At 33.3% G+C, this 16,280-nt stretch carries 15 protein-coding genes; 9 read left to right on the top strand and 6 right to left on the bottom strand.

Annotated elements, in window-relative coordinates; genetic code table 11:
* Positions 1-88 precede the first annotated feature (88 nt).
* Both U6A24_RS13995 and U6A24_RS13990 read right to left on the bottom strand, forming a co-directional pair.
* Positions 89-220 carry a hypothetical protein gene (locus U6A24_RS13995; protein ID WP_324180613.1) on the bottom strand — a complete coding sequence of 44 codons (132 nt, stop codon included), beginning with the start codon at positions 218-220 and terminating at the stop codon, positions 89-91.
* 114 nt (positions 221-334) lie between these two features.
* On the bottom strand, positions 335-1,441 hold the full coding sequence (locus tag U6A24_RS13990; protein WP_324180612.1) for a DNA alkylation repair protein: 1,107 nt from the start codon (positions 1,439-1,441) through the stop codon (positions 335-337).
* Between the two features lie 262 nt (positions 1,442-1,703).
* Between U6A24_RS13990 and aroC the strand changes: the two genes are divergently transcribed.
* Positions 1,704-2,768, top strand: a complete 1,065-nt coding sequence (gene aroC, locus U6A24_RS13985; RefSeq protein WP_324180611.1) for a chorismate synthase — start codon at positions 1,704-1,706, stop codon at positions 2,766-2,768.
* 108 nt (positions 2,769-2,876) lie between these two features.
* Positions 2,877-4,205, top strand: a complete 1,329-nt coding sequence (locus tag U6A24_RS13980) for a dicarboxylate/amino acid:cation symporter (RefSeq protein ID WP_324180610.1) — start codon at positions 2,877-2,879, stop codon at positions 4,203-4,205.
* Here U6A24_RS13980 and U6A24_RS13975 read toward each other — a convergent pair whose 3' ends face one another.
* A complete protein-coding gene (locus U6A24_RS13975; protein ID WP_324180609.1) occupies positions 4,206-5,087 on the bottom strand; it encodes a LysR family transcriptional regulator in 882 nt (293 codons plus the stop codon).
* A gap of 230 nt (positions 5,088-5,317) precedes the next feature.
* Here U6A24_RS13975 and U6A24_RS13970 point away from each other — a divergent pair, with 230 nt between their 5' ends.
* The 3 genes from U6A24_RS13970 (at position 5,318) to U6A24_RS13960 (ending at position 7,574) form a co-directional block, all read left to right on the top strand.
* A complete protein-coding gene (locus tag U6A24_RS13970; RefSeq protein WP_324180608.1) occupies positions 5,318-6,754 on the top strand; it encodes a pyridoxal phosphate-dependent decarboxylase family protein in 1,437 nt (478 codons plus the stop codon).
* 86 nt (positions 6,755-6,840) lie between these two features.
* Entirely contained in the window at positions 6,841-7,236 is a 396-nt protein-coding gene (locus U6A24_RS13965; RefSeq protein WP_324180607.1) for a hypothetical protein, read from the top strand.
* 152 nt (positions 7,237-7,388) lie between these two features.
* Positions 7,389-7,574: a hypothetical protein gene (locus tag U6A24_RS13960; protein WP_324180606.1), complete on the top strand. Its 186-nt coding sequence runs from the start codon at positions 7,389-7,391 to the stop codon at positions 7,572-7,574.
* A 330-nt stretch (positions 7,575-7,904) separates the two neighbouring features.
* Here U6A24_RS13960 and U6A24_RS13955 read toward each other — a convergent pair whose 3' ends face one another.
* From U6A24_RS13955 to gcvT, 3 genes are all read right to left on the bottom strand, one after another.
* Positions 7,905-8,318 carry a thiol-disulfide oxidoreductase DCC family protein gene (locus tag U6A24_RS13955; protein WP_324180605.1) on the bottom strand — a complete coding sequence of 138 codons (414 nt, stop codon included), beginning with the start codon at positions 8,316-8,318 and terminating at the stop codon, positions 7,905-7,907.
* Positions 8,319-8,376: 58 nt separating this feature from the next.
* Entirely contained in the window at positions 8,377-9,192 is an 816-nt protein-coding gene (locus U6A24_RS13950; RefSeq protein ID WP_324180604.1) for a sugar nucleotide-binding protein, read from the bottom strand.
* A gap of 81 nt (positions 9,193-9,273) precedes the next feature.
* Positions 9,274-10,356: a glycine cleavage system aminomethyltransferase GcvT gene (gene gcvT, locus U6A24_RS13945; protein ID WP_324180603.1), complete on the bottom strand. Its 1,083-nt coding sequence runs from the start codon at positions 10,354-10,356 to the stop codon at positions 9,274-9,276.
* A 182-nt stretch (positions 10,357-10,538) separates the two neighbouring features.
* On the opposite strand from gcvT, the gene U6A24_RS13940 reads away from it, so the two are divergent.
* The 4 genes from U6A24_RS13940 to U6A24_RS13925 all read left to right on the top strand — a co-directional run bounded on the left by U6A24_RS13940 (position 10,539) and on the right by U6A24_RS13925 (position 16,277).
* On the top strand, positions 10,539-10,994 hold the full coding sequence (locus U6A24_RS13940; RefSeq protein ID WP_324180602.1) for a DUF3052 domain-containing protein: 456 nt from the start codon (positions 10,539-10,541) through the stop codon (positions 10,992-10,994).
* 194 nt (positions 10,995-11,188) lie between these two features.
* The gene (locus U6A24_RS13935) at positions 11,189-11,761 is read left to right on the top strand and encodes an RNA polymerase sigma-70 factor (protein ID WP_324180601.1); all 573 of its coding nucleotides are present in this window, start codon (positions 11,189-11,191) and stop codon (positions 11,759-11,761) included.
* A 68-nt stretch (positions 11,762-11,829) separates the two neighbouring features.
* A complete protein-coding gene (locus tag U6A24_RS13930) occupies positions 11,830-12,801 on the top strand; it encodes a FecR family protein (RefSeq protein WP_324180600.1) in 972 nt (323 codons plus the stop codon).
* An 86-nt stretch (positions 12,802-12,887) separates the two neighbouring features.
* Positions 12,888-16,277 carry a TonB-dependent receptor gene (locus tag U6A24_RS13925; protein ID WP_324180599.1) on the top strand — a complete coding sequence of 1,130 codons (3,390 nt, stop codon included), beginning with the start codon at positions 12,888-12,890 and terminating at the stop codon, positions 16,275-16,277.
* Positions 16,278-16,280: the final 3 nt, after the last annotated feature.

Genomic DNA, 16,280 nt, shown 5'->3' with positions numbered 1-16,280 from the left:
AAGAATGTAAGCATGGGTTTTTGATAATCAATTATAAAAAACATAGAAAAGAACATTTCCCTTCTATGTTTTTAAGTTTTAAAAAGAACTATTTATCATCATAACATTCTATTTCTGTGTCTTGCGTATCAAGACATAGATCCTTTTTTCCAAAAATAACTCTTTGTTGTTTTTTTTCTAAAACTTTAACGTCGTGCGATTCTAAAAAATCTTTAAGCATAATAATTGATTTTAAGATTAATACATGATTTATATTCATTTATTAATGTATGTAAAAATTATTATTGAAAATAATAAGGGATGTTAACTTTCTTTAAAAAATAATTATCAAGTGTTAAGGTTTCTGAAGGGTGAAATCCAGTTTGTCAACTTCTTTTCCATTGATGATTAAAGATACTTGATGATGTCCATAATATAATTTACGAGTCGTAATTACCCTGAAAGGTTGTTTTCTGTTAATTTTTGAAATGGAATTGGTTAAATATTCTTTCTCACTAATTTTAAAAACCTTTCTAGAGAGACTTTTATTGGCTTTTTGATAATAGATGCCATATTCTAATCTTATTTTTGACACTTTTTTAGACCTATTTCTAAGCTCAAATGAAAATTCAAGAGATTTCCCAATCTTGACTTTTGGAGTAAGAATCTGAAAGTTTGAAATTTCAATGTCCTGGATATCACCAAAACCAAACAATTGCATGATTTTGTTGTTCCCTTCTTTTAAAAGAGTTCTGCTGGCATGTTTTACAAGTTTATCGGTCTCAATAGATTTTCCTTTCCATTTTTTAACCAAACTGGTAACTATACTGGGATTATCTTTTGAGATATCATTTAAATTGTTGGCAACGCTTCGTCTTACCATTTCTGATGGGTCGTTTTTTAAATTTTCTAAAATTGGAATAATAGACAAAGGATCTTTTTTGAATTCTGGAAGCGCTATTGCCCATGGTAGTCGTGGTCGAGAACCTTCTGAGGCCAATCGTCTTACCATTAAGTGTTCATGTTGTGACCATGACAATAACTGTGAAAGCATTTTATCTTGATATTTAATGATAAATGGTCTCACTGCAAATTCACAACTTGTAAATTTGGTAATTTCTTCCATAGCCTTAATCGAAGTATCATAATGATTTAGTCCATATTTTTCAATATAATCCGGTAAAAACATATGTTCAAAAGAGGTACTTTCTTCTTTGGTTTTTAGTAATTGCGAAACCTTCACCAAAATAGCTGTAGCCACTTCAAAATCTTTTGGTAGATGATTAAAAAGTGTAGCAGAAATATGATACATTCTTTGTTTCAACTCTTTTTCAGGCCAATCATCGGTATAGATGTCTGTAAGAAATTGACGTTTGTCGAGCGGTGAATATACTTTGGTCAATGTTTGAAGAAAACTTTCAAAAAAAGACTCATTATAAACATTTTTTAGAGGTTCAGGCATTTAGAATGTTCTATGGATTAAATTATTCAAAAGTAAAGATGATTTGTGACAACTGTATGTCAGTAGTACGTTTGGATTTTAGAAAAAGAAAAATTGAATACCATTTGTGAATTCAAAAATGTTTGAAAATAGTATTTACTTAAAAAAAGAGTAGTTAATCTGAAATTGATTCAATTTTCATCGTGTAAACATTGGTTTTTCTATCATATTACTATCAAGTTTTTGAAGATTTACAATTACATTTGTGCTAAAATTTGCATTCATGGCGGGAAATACTTTTGGAAATTTATTTAAACTAACCACTTTTGGAGAATCTCATGGGGTAGCTATTGGTGGCGTAATTGACGGCTGTCCGGCAGGAGTAAAGTTAGATCTTGAAGCAATTCAACAAGAGTTGGATCGCCGTAGACCGGGTCAATCGGCAATTGTGACACAACGTAAAGAACCAGATATGGTTGAGTTTTATTCGGGTATTTTTGAAGGAATTACCACAGGAACTCCAATTGGTTTTGCCATTAAGAACGCAAATCAAAAGTCAAAGGACTACTCACATATCAAGGATTCGTATCGCCCTTCTCATGCAGATTATACCTATGATCAAAAGTACGGAATTAGAGACTATAGAGGAGGAGGGAGATCATCTGCCAGAGAAACTGCAAGTAGAGTAGTGGCAGGAGCAATTGCAAAACAGGTGCTATCTGATGTAACTATTAATGCGTATGTGAGTGGGGTAGGAACCCTGAAACTTCAAAAAAGGCATACAGAGCTAGATCTTTCGTTAACCGAAAGTAATATTGTACGTTGTCCAGACCCCGAGATGGCTACACAAATGGAACAATATATTAAGCAAATTAGAAAAGAAGGAGATACTGTTGGTGGAATAGTTAGCTGTGCAATCTCAGGAGTGCCCGTAGGATTGGGAGAACCTGTTTTTGATAAGCTTCATGCCGAGTTAGGAAAAGCCATGCTTTCAATCAATGCTGTAAAAGGTTTTGAATATGGTAGTGGTTTTGATGGAGCAGCGCTGAAAGGAAGTCAGCATAATGATCTATTTAATCCTGATGGTACGACCAAAACAAATCTTTCTGGTGGAATTCAAGGAGGAATATCTAATGGAATGGATATTTATTTTAATGTTGCGTTCAAGCCTGTTGCTACCATTATGCAAGATCAGGAAACCATTGATAAAGAAGGCAATATAGTGAATATGCAAGGTAAAGGAAGGCATGATCCTTGTGTTGTACCACGAGCGGTTCCTATTGTCGAAGCTATGGCAGCCCTTGTTTTGGTAGATTATTGGTTGATGAACAGAACGATCAAGAAGTAATAGTAAAATTGAAAAGTTAATAATTACGGTAATCTTAATAGGGTTACCGTTTTTTTGTTTTTAATTTATATCTTCGGGGCTTTTAGGCGTAATAATTAATAAATTCACATGAAGAAAATTGCACTGCACTGGAAGATAATGATAGGAATGTTACTGGGTATAGTATTCGGTTTCATAATGACAAGCGTATCTTGGGGAAAAGGATTTACAGGAGACTGGATAGGTCCTTTTGGTACAATCTTCGTTAATCTTCTAAAACTTATTGCAGTACCTTTGATTTTGGCATCACTAATCAAAGGGATTTCCGATCTTAAGGATATTTCAAAATTTAAAACTATAGGAGGGAGAACCATAGTAATTTATGTTATCACTACTATTATTGCTATTACCATTGGATTATTAATTGTAAATATTATCAAGCCGGGAAATGGAATTACTCCAGAAACTATAGAGAAACTTACTTCAGAGTATGCCAGTAGTGCAAAAATATCAGAACGAATTGCCGAAGCAGGAAGGCAAAGAGAAAGTGGGCCTTTACAATTTGTAATTGATATGGTTCCGCAAAATGCTGTCGCTGCTATGAGTAACAACAAATTGATGCTGCAGGTTATTTTCTTTGCAATTTTTCTTGGGATAAGTATGTTGTTAATACAACCTTCACAATCTGAACCATTAAAAAAGTTCTTCGATAGTTTAAATGAAGTAGTTCTAAAAATGGTTGATTTAATTATGTTAACTGCGCCTTATGCAGTTTTTGCGTTATTGGCAAATGTTGTGGTGACATCAGATGATCCCGATATACTTTTGGCATTATTGCGATATGCCGCTGTTGTATTTTTTGGGTTGCTGTTAATGATTGTGTTCTATTGCCTTTTGGTTTCTTTAATTACAAAAAAATCGCCAATTTGGTTTTTAAAAGAAATAAGCCCGGCTCAGTTGCTTGCTTTTTCTACTAGTTCAAGTGCAGCCACGTTACCCGTGACCATGGAAAGAGTAGAAGAACATATAGGGGTTGATAAAGAAGTATCTAGTTTCGTATTACCCGTAGGAGCCACAATTAATATGGATGGAACCAGTTTATACCAAGCTGTTGCCTCTGTTTTTATCATGCAGGTTTTGTGGCCCGAAGGTCTTACTTTTTCTAATCAAATAACCATTGTATTAACAGCATTATTAGCATCCATAGGTTCTGCAGCAGTTCCTGGTGCAGGAATGGTGATGCTTGTAATTGTTCTTGAAGCTATAGGTTTTCCATCGGATAAATTACCCATTGGTCTAGCTTTAATTTTTGCTGTTGATAGACCATTGGATATGATGCGTACTGTTATCAATGTTACGGGAGATGCTACTGTTTCTATGGTCGTAGCAAAATCGGTTGGAAAATTAGGTGTTCCTCGAGTAAAAGAATGGGATGATCACTATGAGGAAGTAAAATAACTAACCAACCTTCCAGTTCTTAAGTAACTCGAAGAGGTCAGGATATTCTGTTTCTCTTTCTGGGTTCCATATCATCGTAAGTTTTGCTTTTTGCTTTATGTTTTTTAGTTCAATGCTCCTTATCGGAAATTCGTGTCCCTGTAATGAAGATGCAGGTTCGAGAGATATTCCTAATCCAGCTTCAACAAGCCTGAAACTGGTGCTGGCAGAATCAGTTTCGTGAATAATTTTGGGGGTAAACCCTGCATCCACACAAATTGATTCCAAAATATGAACATAATTTGGTCCGTCTGAGACCGTAGGGAAAATAAACTCTTCTTTAGCAAAAACAGAGAAATCTTTGTAGTTGTCTTTATGCACAGGATGGTTCTCTGGAAGTAGTATTACAAAATTATCGATATGCAATACTTTACTTTTTAAGTTTACAGGAACCATGGGATTCGTAGCAAAACCAATATCCAGGTCGTTTTGTTGTAGTGCCAAATATTGGTCACGATTATTCATTTCTTTTAAGATTGCTTTAATGCCTGGGGAACGTTGATTAATCGTCTTTAAAATATCTGGCAGTATGGTTTGCATTACAGAATGAGTAAAAGCAATTCGTATTTCACCTGCCTGACCATTATGTATATGAGCTGTATGCTTCACCATTCTCTCCGATTGAGAGATTAATTTTTTGGCTTCATTAATAAAATAGATCCCCGCTCGTGTGAGTTTTACATTTCTCTTATCTCGTTCAAATAAAGTGGCCCCGATTTCTTCTTCCAATTGTTTAATTTGACGACTTAACGCAGGTTGGACGATATTCAGTTCTTCTGCGGCTCGTGTAAAGTTCAGTTTTTCAGAAAGTAACAATACATTTTTAAGTTGCTGAATATTCATTAATCAAAATTTATTATTAATTAATCAAAATTAAGTATTTTTTATTATTAATATTAGTGTTTATTTTTGAAGCGTTTAGATGTTTATTTTATCCAATGCGCATCTATGGATGATTCTTGATCAAGATTGGTCAGCCTACATTTTTCATGATAAATTGAATTATGTCCTTTTTGTAGGCTGACGTTTTTGGATCATTTTGATTAAACTTTGAACTATTAGATACGAATCTTATGGAAAAATTAATACATGAATCTGAAATGCTTAAAAAGGTCTATGACCCTTCAGAGTTTAGAGCATTGGGGCATCAAGTGGTCGATTTATTGGCAAGTCATATAGAGAACGTTCAAACCAATAGAGAATTTCCTGTACTTCCATATAGAGATCCTGAAGAAGAGTTGGATTTTTGGAAAAAGGATTTTTCCTCACAAAATGGAGTACTTGATACATTTAATGAAATTCTTGATCATTCGATCAATGTTCATCATCCAAGGTATATTGGTCATCAAGTGAGTGTTCCTGCCTTAGTTTCTGGACTGGCGGGGTTGATGTCTGATCTTCTTAGTAATGGTACTGGTGTTTATGAAATGGGAATGGCAGCAAATGCTATTGAAAAAATCATTACTGATCTGGTTGCCAAAAGAATTGGGTATGGCAGGGACACTTCAGGTTTTCTTACTTCTGGAGGAACACTTGCAAATCTTACGGCTTTATTGGCAGCGCGTAAGGCTAAAGCGCCTACTGCCGTATGGGAACATGGGCATAACGAAAGACTAGCAGTTTTGGTTTCTGAAGAAGCACACTATTGCATCGATAGGGCGGCAAGAATTCTTGGTATGGGGAGTGATGGGATTATCAAAATACCCGTGGATAAACATTTTAGAATAAATACTACTGTATTACAAGATCATTATGATAATGCTGTAGCCAATGGTTTTCATGTAATAGCACTTATCGGTTGTTCTTGCTCTACTGCAACTGGGTCTTATGATGATTTACAAACTCTTGCCGATTTTTCAGAACAACATAATCTTTGGTTTCATGTTGATGGAGCCCATGGAGGAGCGGTTATCTTTTCAAATCAATTTAAACATCTGGTGAATGGAATATCAAGAGCAGATTCTGTTGTAATTGATTTTCACAAAATGTTAATGACTCCTTCGCTAAACACAGGGTTAATCTTCAAAAAGTCTGAAGATGCCTATAGGACATTTGAACAGCAAGCCCAGTATTTGTGGGATTCGCAGCATACTCAAGAATGGTACAACTCAGGGAAAAGGACTTTTGAGTGTACCAAATCAATGATGGCTATAAAAACCTATGCAATCTTAAAAGCTCATGGTGAAGAGGTTTTTGGTGAAAACATTAATCGATTGTATACTTTGGCTTCTGCATTTGCGAAAATGATAGAACAAACAGAAGGTTTTGAGCTTGCCTTATCGCCCGAAGCCAACATAATTAATTTTAGATATATAAATACTGGTAGAGAAGATGTAAACATTTTGAACTCTAAAATTCGACAAGGTTTAATTAAATCCGGAAAATTTTATATTGTTCAAACAAGAATTAAAGGAAGTATTTATTTACGAACAACGATCATGAATTCATTAACTCAAGAGTCTGATCTCGAAGCTTTGTTAACCGAAATAAAGAGAATTGCTCAAAATTAGCCATGAAGCTTGTTAATTTTTTGCACAACCAATACCAAAATGATTCATTTTCAGTTATATAAGTATTGATCAACATATTAAACTACATGATTCGTTATACTCTTTTTGTTTTTTTCTTTCTCATGCTCTTGAGCTGTAGTAATGATGATGATAGTTCTTCAAGTTCTGAATTAAGTGGAACATGGAGTTTGATTAATGTGAGTGGAGGCTTTGTCGGGCTTGATCATGACTTTAATACAGGCATTGTGGTTTGGGTTTTTAATGAATCAAGTAATACTGTATCCATAACCAATAACAATACAGATGATTCTATTGAAGATTTGTTGCCAACAGGAACTTATGACTATTCTATTGAAACTGTTGGAGAAAACCGAGAATTTATCCTAGACAATATAAATCGAGGTAATTTTGAAATTATGGACAATCAATTAACTATTAATGAGCAGTTTAGGGATGGTTTTAACTTCACTTTTATTCGTTAAGTAATTTGATTTTGACGAATTCCGGACTAGTTTAAAGATGAAAAAGGGGTATTTTCCCCTGATCATTTCTAGGTAAACTCCCCTTATTTTGAAGAATACTTATCTATACATTTGGTGTATCACTTTTATCACGCTAATAAACACCAAATATTATGAAACGGCTTTTACTACCCATTGCACTTATTGCTTTTGCGATAATCTGTCTAAGTATAGTTCATATTGATAATGTCAATAAACTAGATCAACAGTCCAAAGAATTAAGAAAAAAACATCAAACCAATGAAAGTTCTGGAATCGAAGTGAATAACTCTGCATCAGAACTGCCCAAAGTGAAGTGAAGAGCACAACATGATTCTATTAAGGAACTATAAGTAGAATATGTATACTTAAGCTTTTAATCTTTTTATGTCATATAATGAGTTACGAATTCTAAATGGATAGTTACGAATTCTAAAGAAGCAAAAGAAAAGTATCTAAGTACTATTACTTTTGTACCATAAAAAAAGTACGGTTTTTTTTGCCTCGTTATTGACCCAAAATAAAAATGATGAAAAAGATTTTGGTACCTACAATCTTATTGTGCTTTGCTATCGTTTGTCTTGGTTACATTCATCTTGATAATATGAACAAGATTAAAAACAAGACAAACAAAATCTCGAAGTATGAAACTACTGATCAATAAAAAGAGCTTTTAGTTCTGGAGTAGGGATCATACAATTATCTTTTTTGCCAAACCATTTGTAGCGGTTTTTGGCAACAAAATCATAAACCCAATCTCTTAGAAATTTGGGTAAGATTAGGAAAATAGAAAGAATAGGATAGACACCAGACAGCTGCCTTGCAATTTTCAAGGCAGCTGTCGATTTATGATAGTAAGCTACAGACGGATCTATAAGTAGAATAGAGTCTATTTTTGAAATATCGATATTCCTTTCAGAAATTAGTTTTTGTCCAACTTCACTTTGTAAAGATGCATACCTGAAAATATCCTTTTTGTCACGTTTTATGACAAAATTTATGGCTCCATTGCACAAATTACATACGCCATCAAATAATATTATCTTTTTTCCCTTTTCAATCATAATACAAAGATAATGCGAAATGTCATTTTTTATTTAAGAATTAGGAATTTGTTAAGAATCACTTTATTATTACTGATTCTATAACTTGCTGCGTTGTAATTTGTAGATTTTTTGGCAATTTATTATCTCGAGGTAATACAGCTAAATATCTATCATTATTAGAATCGAAGACTTGTTTAAAAATAGGATCTTCTAGCAGTAATGTATCACAGATTTCTCTAATCAAATCAAAATGATAAATAAGATCTGTGCTGCCTAAATGATAGACTCCTTTCTTATTTCGATTGATGATATAATGTAATTGTTGTGTAAGCTTTGATATAGAGGTAGTATTAATTATTACATTGGGAAATACTTCGATTGGAGCTTTTAGGTCGTACAGGGTTTTAATTTCTTGAACTCTGGGTGTATTGGACCCAAAAACCATTGGCACTCTTGCTATTACATATTTGTTTGAGGGGAGCCGCATTAGAGCATTTTCGATCTTAATCTTAAATCTTCCAAAAATACTGTCACTCAAAGTTTTGTCATATTCATATGAAGGATAGTTACTAAATGAATCAAATACATTGGCGCTAGAAATGAATATAAGTTTACTTCTGTTTTTTGTGATCCATTTTATAATTCTTTGATGAGCGTCCAATTGAGAATTAAAATTTCCGCGTAGCGCCGAAATAATGATGGTAGGTTTAAGATTATCTAGTAAAATCGATATGTCTTCGAACTCCATATCATATTGAAAGAATTTTTGATTTTTTTCAAAGAAGGTATTATCAGTTTTATATGTACCATATGTATCAAAGTAAGAATTTAACTCTTTGTAAAGAGCATTTCCTATAAAACCACTGGCCCCTATGATTAAGATTCTTTTCAAAATTATTATATAAAAAAATTAAGTTTCAAGTATTACATGAATGCTCCCTTGAAACTTAACTATATTAATTTTATTGTAAAACTATCCTTTATAAAAAGGTAATTTAACTACCGTTGCAGGAATTGCCTTTTTTCTCACCTGTATATAAATCTTACTACCGGGTGATGCAAAAACAGGAGGAACATATCCTAAACCAATTCCTTTTCCTAAAGATGGAGACATTGTACCCGAGGTAACAATTCCTATTTTATTTCCATTTCCATCTACAATATCATAATCATGACGAGGGATTCCACGTTCGTCAAGTTCAAAACCTATTAATTTTTGTTTAGCACCGTGCTCCTTTTCTTTGGCAAGTGCTTCAGCATTAATAAAATCTTTAGAAAATTTGGTAATCCAACCTAATCCAGCTTCAATTGGCGAGGTAAAGTCGTTAATATCATTTCCGTAGAGGCAGTAGCCCATTTCTAGTCGTAATGTGTCCCTGGCAGCTAATCCAATAGGTTTAATCCCAAAATCTGCACCAGCTTCGAGTACTTTGTCCCAAATTTGCTTTACTTCAGAATTCTTGCAATAAATTTCAAAACCACCACTTCCGGTATACCCTGTAGCAGAAATAATAACATGTTCAATACCTGCAAAATCAGCTACTTTGAAGGTGTAGAATTTTAGAGCCTCGAGATCTACAGAAGTAATGGATTGCATTGCTTCAGCTGCCTTTGGCCCTTGAATAGCAAGTAAAGAATAATCATCAGATAAATCTCGCATCTCGGCATTCATATCATTGTGACTACTTATCCAATCCCAGTCTTTCTTTATGTTAGATGCGTTTACAACTAAGAGATATTTTTCGTCTGCAATTTTATAAACGATCAAATCGTCTACAATTCCTCCTTTGTCGTTGGGGAGACAACTATATTGTGCCTTACCATCAACAAGTTTTGACGCATCGTTTGAGGTGACTTTTTGAATAAGATCTAAGGCATTGGGACCTGTAATTAAGAATTCTCCCATGTGAGATACATCAAAAACACCAACGTTGTTTCTAACGGTTTCGTGTTCAATATTAACACCTTCATAAGAAACTGGCATGTTAAATCCAGCAAAAGGTACCATTTTTGCTCCCAAATCGATATGGGTTTGTGTTAAGGTAGTATTTTGCATAATGCGATAATTTACTGTGTTATCAAATTGAGCCCGAAAGTAAAAAACTTTGACCTGCTATACAATCCTTTCTGTCCATAATCTTGATAAATTATCAGTTTTATAACATAAATCTAAATACACTTTATAGCTTTAATAAAAATGTCATAGAATTAATTAATATTCCTAACTTTAGATCATACTTGTTTTTAAAAATTTGTAATCAATTAATCTTTTATTTTGATGATATGCCTGTAGGATATTCTGGAACAACTTTGGCGAAGAAATTGGGAATTAAAGAAGGGAATGTAATATTGTTATATAACCACCCCAAGTATTACTTTGATCTTTTTTCGGATTTACCTCAAGGTCTTATTTATAAAAATGAGATTACCCCAGAAAGTTGTGATTTTATACATGTTTTTTGTGCAACATTTACCGAGCTGGAAAAAGTAGCTGGCATTTATAAAAGTGCATTAAAAAAGGACGGTATGCTTTGGATAAGTTGGCCAAAAGGTACTTCAAAGATTGAAACTGATTTAAAAAGAGAGCCCATTCGAGAATATCTTATTAGCATAGGTTTGGTAGATGTAAAAGTAGCTGCTATAGATGAAGATTGGAGTGGCTTGAAGTTTGTATATCGATTAAAAGATCGTTAATCTTTCTGTTTTTTACAAAGTTTATAGAGCTTTGGGATTACATGATAGAGAGGTTTTCTTCTTCTTATAATCCTTGAAAATTTAAATTTTACAAGATATTATTCTATAAGAATCAAATATTTATTATTAAATCATTGTTGTTAAAACGTTAAAGAAATAAAAAATATTTACCTTTATATTGAATTATCTTGTAAGTGAAAAGGGAAATACAAATAACAAATTGTTTCTTCATTAGAAATATTAATGAGGGAAATGAAGATGCTTTTAAAATTCTTTTTGACCTTTATTATGGTAAACTTCTGTTTTTTGCGCAAAGCTATACTTCAAGCAAAGAGGATGCCGAAGAAATAGTACAAGATGTATTCGTAAAGGCTTGGAAGCATAGAAAGAAAATCTCAACGAATATTAATGGATATTTGTTTAAGATAACTAAAAATGCTTGTCTCGATTATTTGAGATCAAAAAAATATAAATTAAGTAAAAGTACTAATACACTTCAGCTTGAGGCATTAATAAACCACAATGCACTTACCGATAAGAATGCTACTTCTATTATAGAAAAAGAATTAGAACAAAAAATACAAGTTGCTATTGATTTACTTCCGACAAAATGTAAAAAAGTATTTGTTAAAAGTAGAATAGAAGGACTCAAAAATAAAGAGATATCTGACGAATTGGATATTTCAATAAAAACAGTAGAAAATCATATGTCTAAGGCAATCAGACATATGCGATTCCATTTAAGGGAGTTTTTATCACTTTTCTAAAAATAATATAGAATGTATTAGGGGTATTATGCATATAGCTCGTCTTTATATATATAAGACCGTAGTAAATGCAAGAAAAAGACCTAATAAAATACATTAAAGGGGAAACCAATCCCAACGAATCAAAATCTATAATAGAGTGGATAAGAAGTGATGGAAAGCATCAAAAACGTTTTAACGTGCTAAAGGCAAAATACATTGCTTCTCATCTTGATTCTTTGAACCATATAGATACAGATTTACCATATAAACGCTTTTCTAATAAGAATAAGAAGAAAAAGATATATTATTATCCTACTGCAGCGATACTAATTTTATTACCACTATTTGCATGGTATTTATTTACATATTCCGAAAACAACACCCTAGTAGATACCAATAATCTATTCCATTTTGATACCAAAAATATTGTAACAAAATATGGAGATCAAGAAACTATAGTTTTGCCAGATGGTTCTATTGCAGTTCTAAATTCCAATAGTAGGTTGACATATTCTAAGAAATTCTCTGATTCTACTAGGACAGTTACACTAGTGGGTGAAGCTTTTTTTGATATTAAAAGAGATACTACGAAACCGTTTATTGTAAAAACAGAACATCTAAATGTTAGAGTTTTGGGAACTTCGTTTAATGTAAAATCCTATCCCAATGATGAAAATATAGAAACAACCCTGGTTACGGGCAAAGTAGAGGTTCTTCAAAAAAGTTATAAATCTCCTATACTATTAACTCCTTCTCAAAGAGCAATTTTTGATAAGAGGAAAAATGATATCGCAATTGATAACGTAGATACTCAAAAAGCAGTTGCTTGGAGACAAGGAAAATTGGTTTTCGACAAAACTCCATTGAAACAAGTGGTATTAGATCTAAAAAGAAAATACAATGTCGAATTTGTCATTGAATCTGATTCTTTATTAAACTACAAATATACAGGTGAGTTTGATAATCTCAGTTTAGAAGAAGTTTTAAAGCTTTTTAAGCTTTCATCGTCAATAAATTATAAATACAAAAACAATAAAATTATGCTTAATTCAGAATAGGATAATAAAAAGAGGATGCGGCAACATCCTCTTTAAAAGGTCATTTAATTAAACTCAGAATAGAATAATTAAAATCATACAAAATTATGAAAAAAAAACATTCTGGTGTTTTCTGGACTAGAAAACACCTATTAAGAATTATGAAAATTTACTCGTTACTCATCTGCATTACTATTTCGAAGTTATTTTCATTTAACAGTTATTCGCAAAATATTTCAATATCACTGGAAGAGGTTTCATTGAGAACCGCTATAGAAAAAATTGAACAAAGCAGTTCTTATCATTTTTTTTATAATAATAACCTCATAGATGTTTCAAAAAAAGTATCTCTTAATGCTAAAGATGAAAAGTTAAATAAAGTACTTATTAATCTTTTTAAAGAAACAGGAATAGATTTTAAAGTCTACAAGAATCAAATCGTTTTGTTCCCAAAAAATAGGAAGACATCGGGAAAGGAGATAAAGAAACTATTAGAATATATTGAGAATCATAAAGACAAACAGGTCCAGGTCAATCAAAAGGTCATTGATAACAATTCAATACAAAACCTGGTTAAAGGAGTCGTTCTCGCAGAAGACGGCTTACCATTACCTGGGGTAAATGTAATTGTAAAAGGTACGAATAGAGGGACACAAACTGATTTTGACGGAAATTATAGCATTCAGGCAAATAATGGGGATGTGTTGATTTTTTCTTATGTGGGATACGTTACTCAGGAATATAGTATACTTGACAATAAAGATGTTAATATAACTTTGATAGAGGACATTAGTTCATTAGAAGAAGTTGTTGTAACTGGATATGCAGTACAACGTAAATCCAGATTAACCGGTTCTGCTATAAATGTAAAGACTGAATCAATTAATGCCACTCCAAGAGCTGCTATACAAGAAAGTATCCAAGGTAATGTTCCTGGAGTATTGGTTACCGCCGCTAGTGGACAGCCAGGAGCCACACCGAATGTTAGAATTAGAGGTGTTGGTTCTTTTACTGCCTCTTTCCCTTTATATGTTATCGACGGTATACAGACAAGGGATGCTTCAATTATTACTTCTCTTAATCCAGGAGATATAAAGACGCTCTCGGTACTTAAAGATGCAGCGGCTACTTCTATTTATGGTACTAGAGGTGCTAATGGAGTTATTGTCATACAAACTAAATCAGGAGAACAAGGAAAACCGATTATTTCATATAGTGCCCAAGCAGGTTTATCTACTCCCACAGTAGCCGACCGTTTTAAGCCTCTGAATACTTCTGAATTACAAGAATTACTGGTAGAAGGAGTTCAAAATGCAGGAATAAGAGATAATGGTAATGATGCACTTACTTATTTAACGGATAGAGGTTTTAATCCAGATGTCAATACAAATTGGCTTGATTTATTGACTCAGGATGGTTTTTACCAACAACATGATTTGTCAATAAGAGGAGGATCTGAAAACACAAAGTATTATATCTCTGGCGGATATTTTAATCAAGAAGGAGTTATAATTGGTTCTCAGTTTGAAAGAATGAATTCGAGGCTAAAATTAGATCAAAAAATAAACAACAAAATCACCATAAGTGCCAATTTATCTTATAATAAGAACATTTCTGATTTTAGACCAGACGGAGGAGCTTTTGCTAACCCTGTTCGATCAATATATAGAATACGACCAGATATTTCACCGTTTAATGATGACGGCACTTTTAATTTTGACTTTAATAGTACTCATAATCCCGTTGCCCAAGCCGAGGCAGAGACCAGAAGAAATATTACCCATAGAATTCTTGCCGGTATGGATTTATCATACAAAATATTCAATGGGCTTTCTTTTGAATCATCAATAAATATGAATCAAGGATTTAGAGACGATTATATAAGACAACCAGCAGGTTTTGGAGGAGCGCGACCTGTAGGAAGAGGGAATCAGGACTCAGACTTTTTATTCACCTGGTTGTTCCGAAACATGTTGCGATATAATTTTGTGAAAGGAGATCATGATATAACAGCTTTTGGTGGGTACGAATTGCAAAAAACAAGAAATAAGTTTAGCGATATTCAAGTTGAAAACATACCAGATGGTTTTGGTGATCTAAATGCAGGTAGCTTACCGGTACAGGCCTCTACCAATAGGAGGCAAAGTGGATTAAATTCTGTGTTTTTCAACGCAGAGTATGCCTACGGTGAAAGGTATTTAATAAGTGGGTCTCTTAGACGCGATGGAAGTTCTACATTTAAGGATGATAACCAATATGGTGTTTTTTGGTCAGTAGGTCTTGGTTGGAATTTGGCCAAAGAAAGATTTATGGAAGACGTTAACTTCATCAACGATTTTAAAATTAGAGGAAGTTACGGTGAGAATGGAAATGACCCTATTGCCGGTAATGAGAATTCTAATGATCCAGATGATAATCCTTATGCAGTGTTTGATCTTTTTTCGATTAATGATTACGATGGAAGCCCAGGATTATTCTTTTCAGATTTGGGAAATCCTAATTTGAAATGGGAAGTGAACAAGCCATTAAATATCGGAATTGATTATTCATTATTCAATAATAGAATACAAGGGAGTTTTGATTGGTATCAAAGGGAAACTACAGATCTTATTAGGGCACGACCTATTTCATCAGCAAATGGTGATGTAGATATTGTGCAAAATATTGGTGCCATGGAAAATACTGGAATAGAATTACAAATCACTACACGTAATATTGTAAGTGCTAATAATGGTTTTAGCTGGACTACCAGTTTTAATTTTACAACTAACGAAAACAAAGTGACCAGACTTGCCGGTGATGGAGAACCAATAATTGGAACCACTCGTATTACGGCAGTAGGTGAGGATTTTGAAACATTCTACCTCCCTCGATATGCCGGCGTAGACCCTGATAATGGTGAGGCTCTTTGGTTTATTAATGATGAATCTGATGCAACCACAAATAATTATGGTGATGCAGAACAGGTCATTATTGGAAATGCTACTCCAGATTTTTATGCTGGCTTTAGAAATACAATTAGCTACAAAGGGATTTCGTTAGATTTTCAATTGTATAGCGCATGGGGTGGTTTGGTATATGATACCTGGAACAGGTTTACCAATAGTGATGGGTCCAGAAGACTTGCTTCTACAGGAAATGTGAGCAGAGGGACTTATGAACGAAGATGGCAACAACCGGGAGATATTACAGATGTACCTGCATTTGTATATGGGAATCGACAAACAGGTAGATCGTCTCAACCTTCTAGCAGATTTGTTTATGATGGGTCATTTATAAGATTACGAGATGTAACGCTGGCGTATTCATTACCTTCTAAAAGTATCCAGAATATCGGACTTTCTTCGGCTAGAATTTATGTAAAAGGAAACAATTTGTATACCTATATTAAGGATGATCGCCTAGAAAGAGATCCCGAAGCTGGATCTGATGGTAGATTAAACCAAGAGATTCCAATTTCAAGAGCCCTGTTTTTGGGTGTAGATTTAACCTTTTAATAT

The sequence above is a fragment of the Aquimarina gracilis genome (assembly GCF_035285365.1).
Taxonomy (GTDB): Bacteria; Bacteroidota; Bacteroidia; order Flavobacteriales; family Flavobacteriaceae; genus Aquimarina; species Aquimarina gracilis.
Note: the sequence above shows the minus strand (reverse complement) of the source record. Positions and strands in the feature narration are given on the sequence as shown.

Bases quoted from the DNA above. Each gene is read 5' to 3' on its own strand.
- U6A24_RS13995 (WP_324180613.1), bottom strand. From the start codon at position 220: ATGCTTAAAGATTTTTTAGAATCGCACGACGTTAAAGTTTTAGAAAAA.
- U6A24_RS13960 (WP_324180606.1), top strand. From the start codon at position 7,389: ATGAAACGGCTTTTACTACCCATTGCACTTATTGCTTTTGCGATAATC.
- U6A24_RS13980 (WP_324180610.1), top strand. From the start codon at position 2,877: ATGAAGAAAATTGCACTGCACTGGAAGATAATGATAGGAATGTTACTG.
- U6A24_RS13930 (WP_324180600.1), top strand. From the start codon at position 11,830: ATGCAAGAAAAAGACCTAATAAAATACATTAAAGGGGAAACCAATCCC.
- gcvT (WP_324180603.1), bottom strand. From the start codon at position 10,356: ATGCAAAATACTACCTTAACACAAACCCATATCGATTTGGGAGCAAAA.
- U6A24_RS13965 (WP_324180607.1), top strand. From the start codon at position 6,841: ATGATTCGTTATACTCTTTTTGTTTTTTTCTTTCTCATGCTCTTGAGC.
- aroC (WP_324180611.1), top strand. From the start codon at position 1,704: ATGGCGGGAAATACTTTTGGAAATTTATTTAAACTAACCACTTTTGGA.
- U6A24_RS13925 (WP_324180599.1), top strand. From the start codon at position 12,888: ATGAAAAAAAAACATTCTGGTGTTTTCTGGACTAGAAAACACCTATTA.
- U6A24_RS13990 (WP_324180612.1), bottom strand. From the start codon at position 1,441: ATGCCTGAACCTCTAAAAAATGTTTATAATGAGTCTTTTTTTGAAAGT.
- U6A24_RS13970 (WP_324180608.1), top strand. From the start codon at position 5,318: ATGGAAAAATTAATACATGAATCTGAAATGCTTAAAAAGGTCTATGAC.
- U6A24_RS13955 (WP_324180605.1), bottom strand. From the start codon at position 8,318: ATGATTGAAAAGGGAAAAAAGATAATATTATTTGATGGCGTATGTAAT.
- U6A24_RS13975 (WP_324180609.1), bottom strand. From the start codon at position 5,087: ATGAATATTCAGCAACTTAAAAATGTATTGTTACTTTCTGAAAAACTG.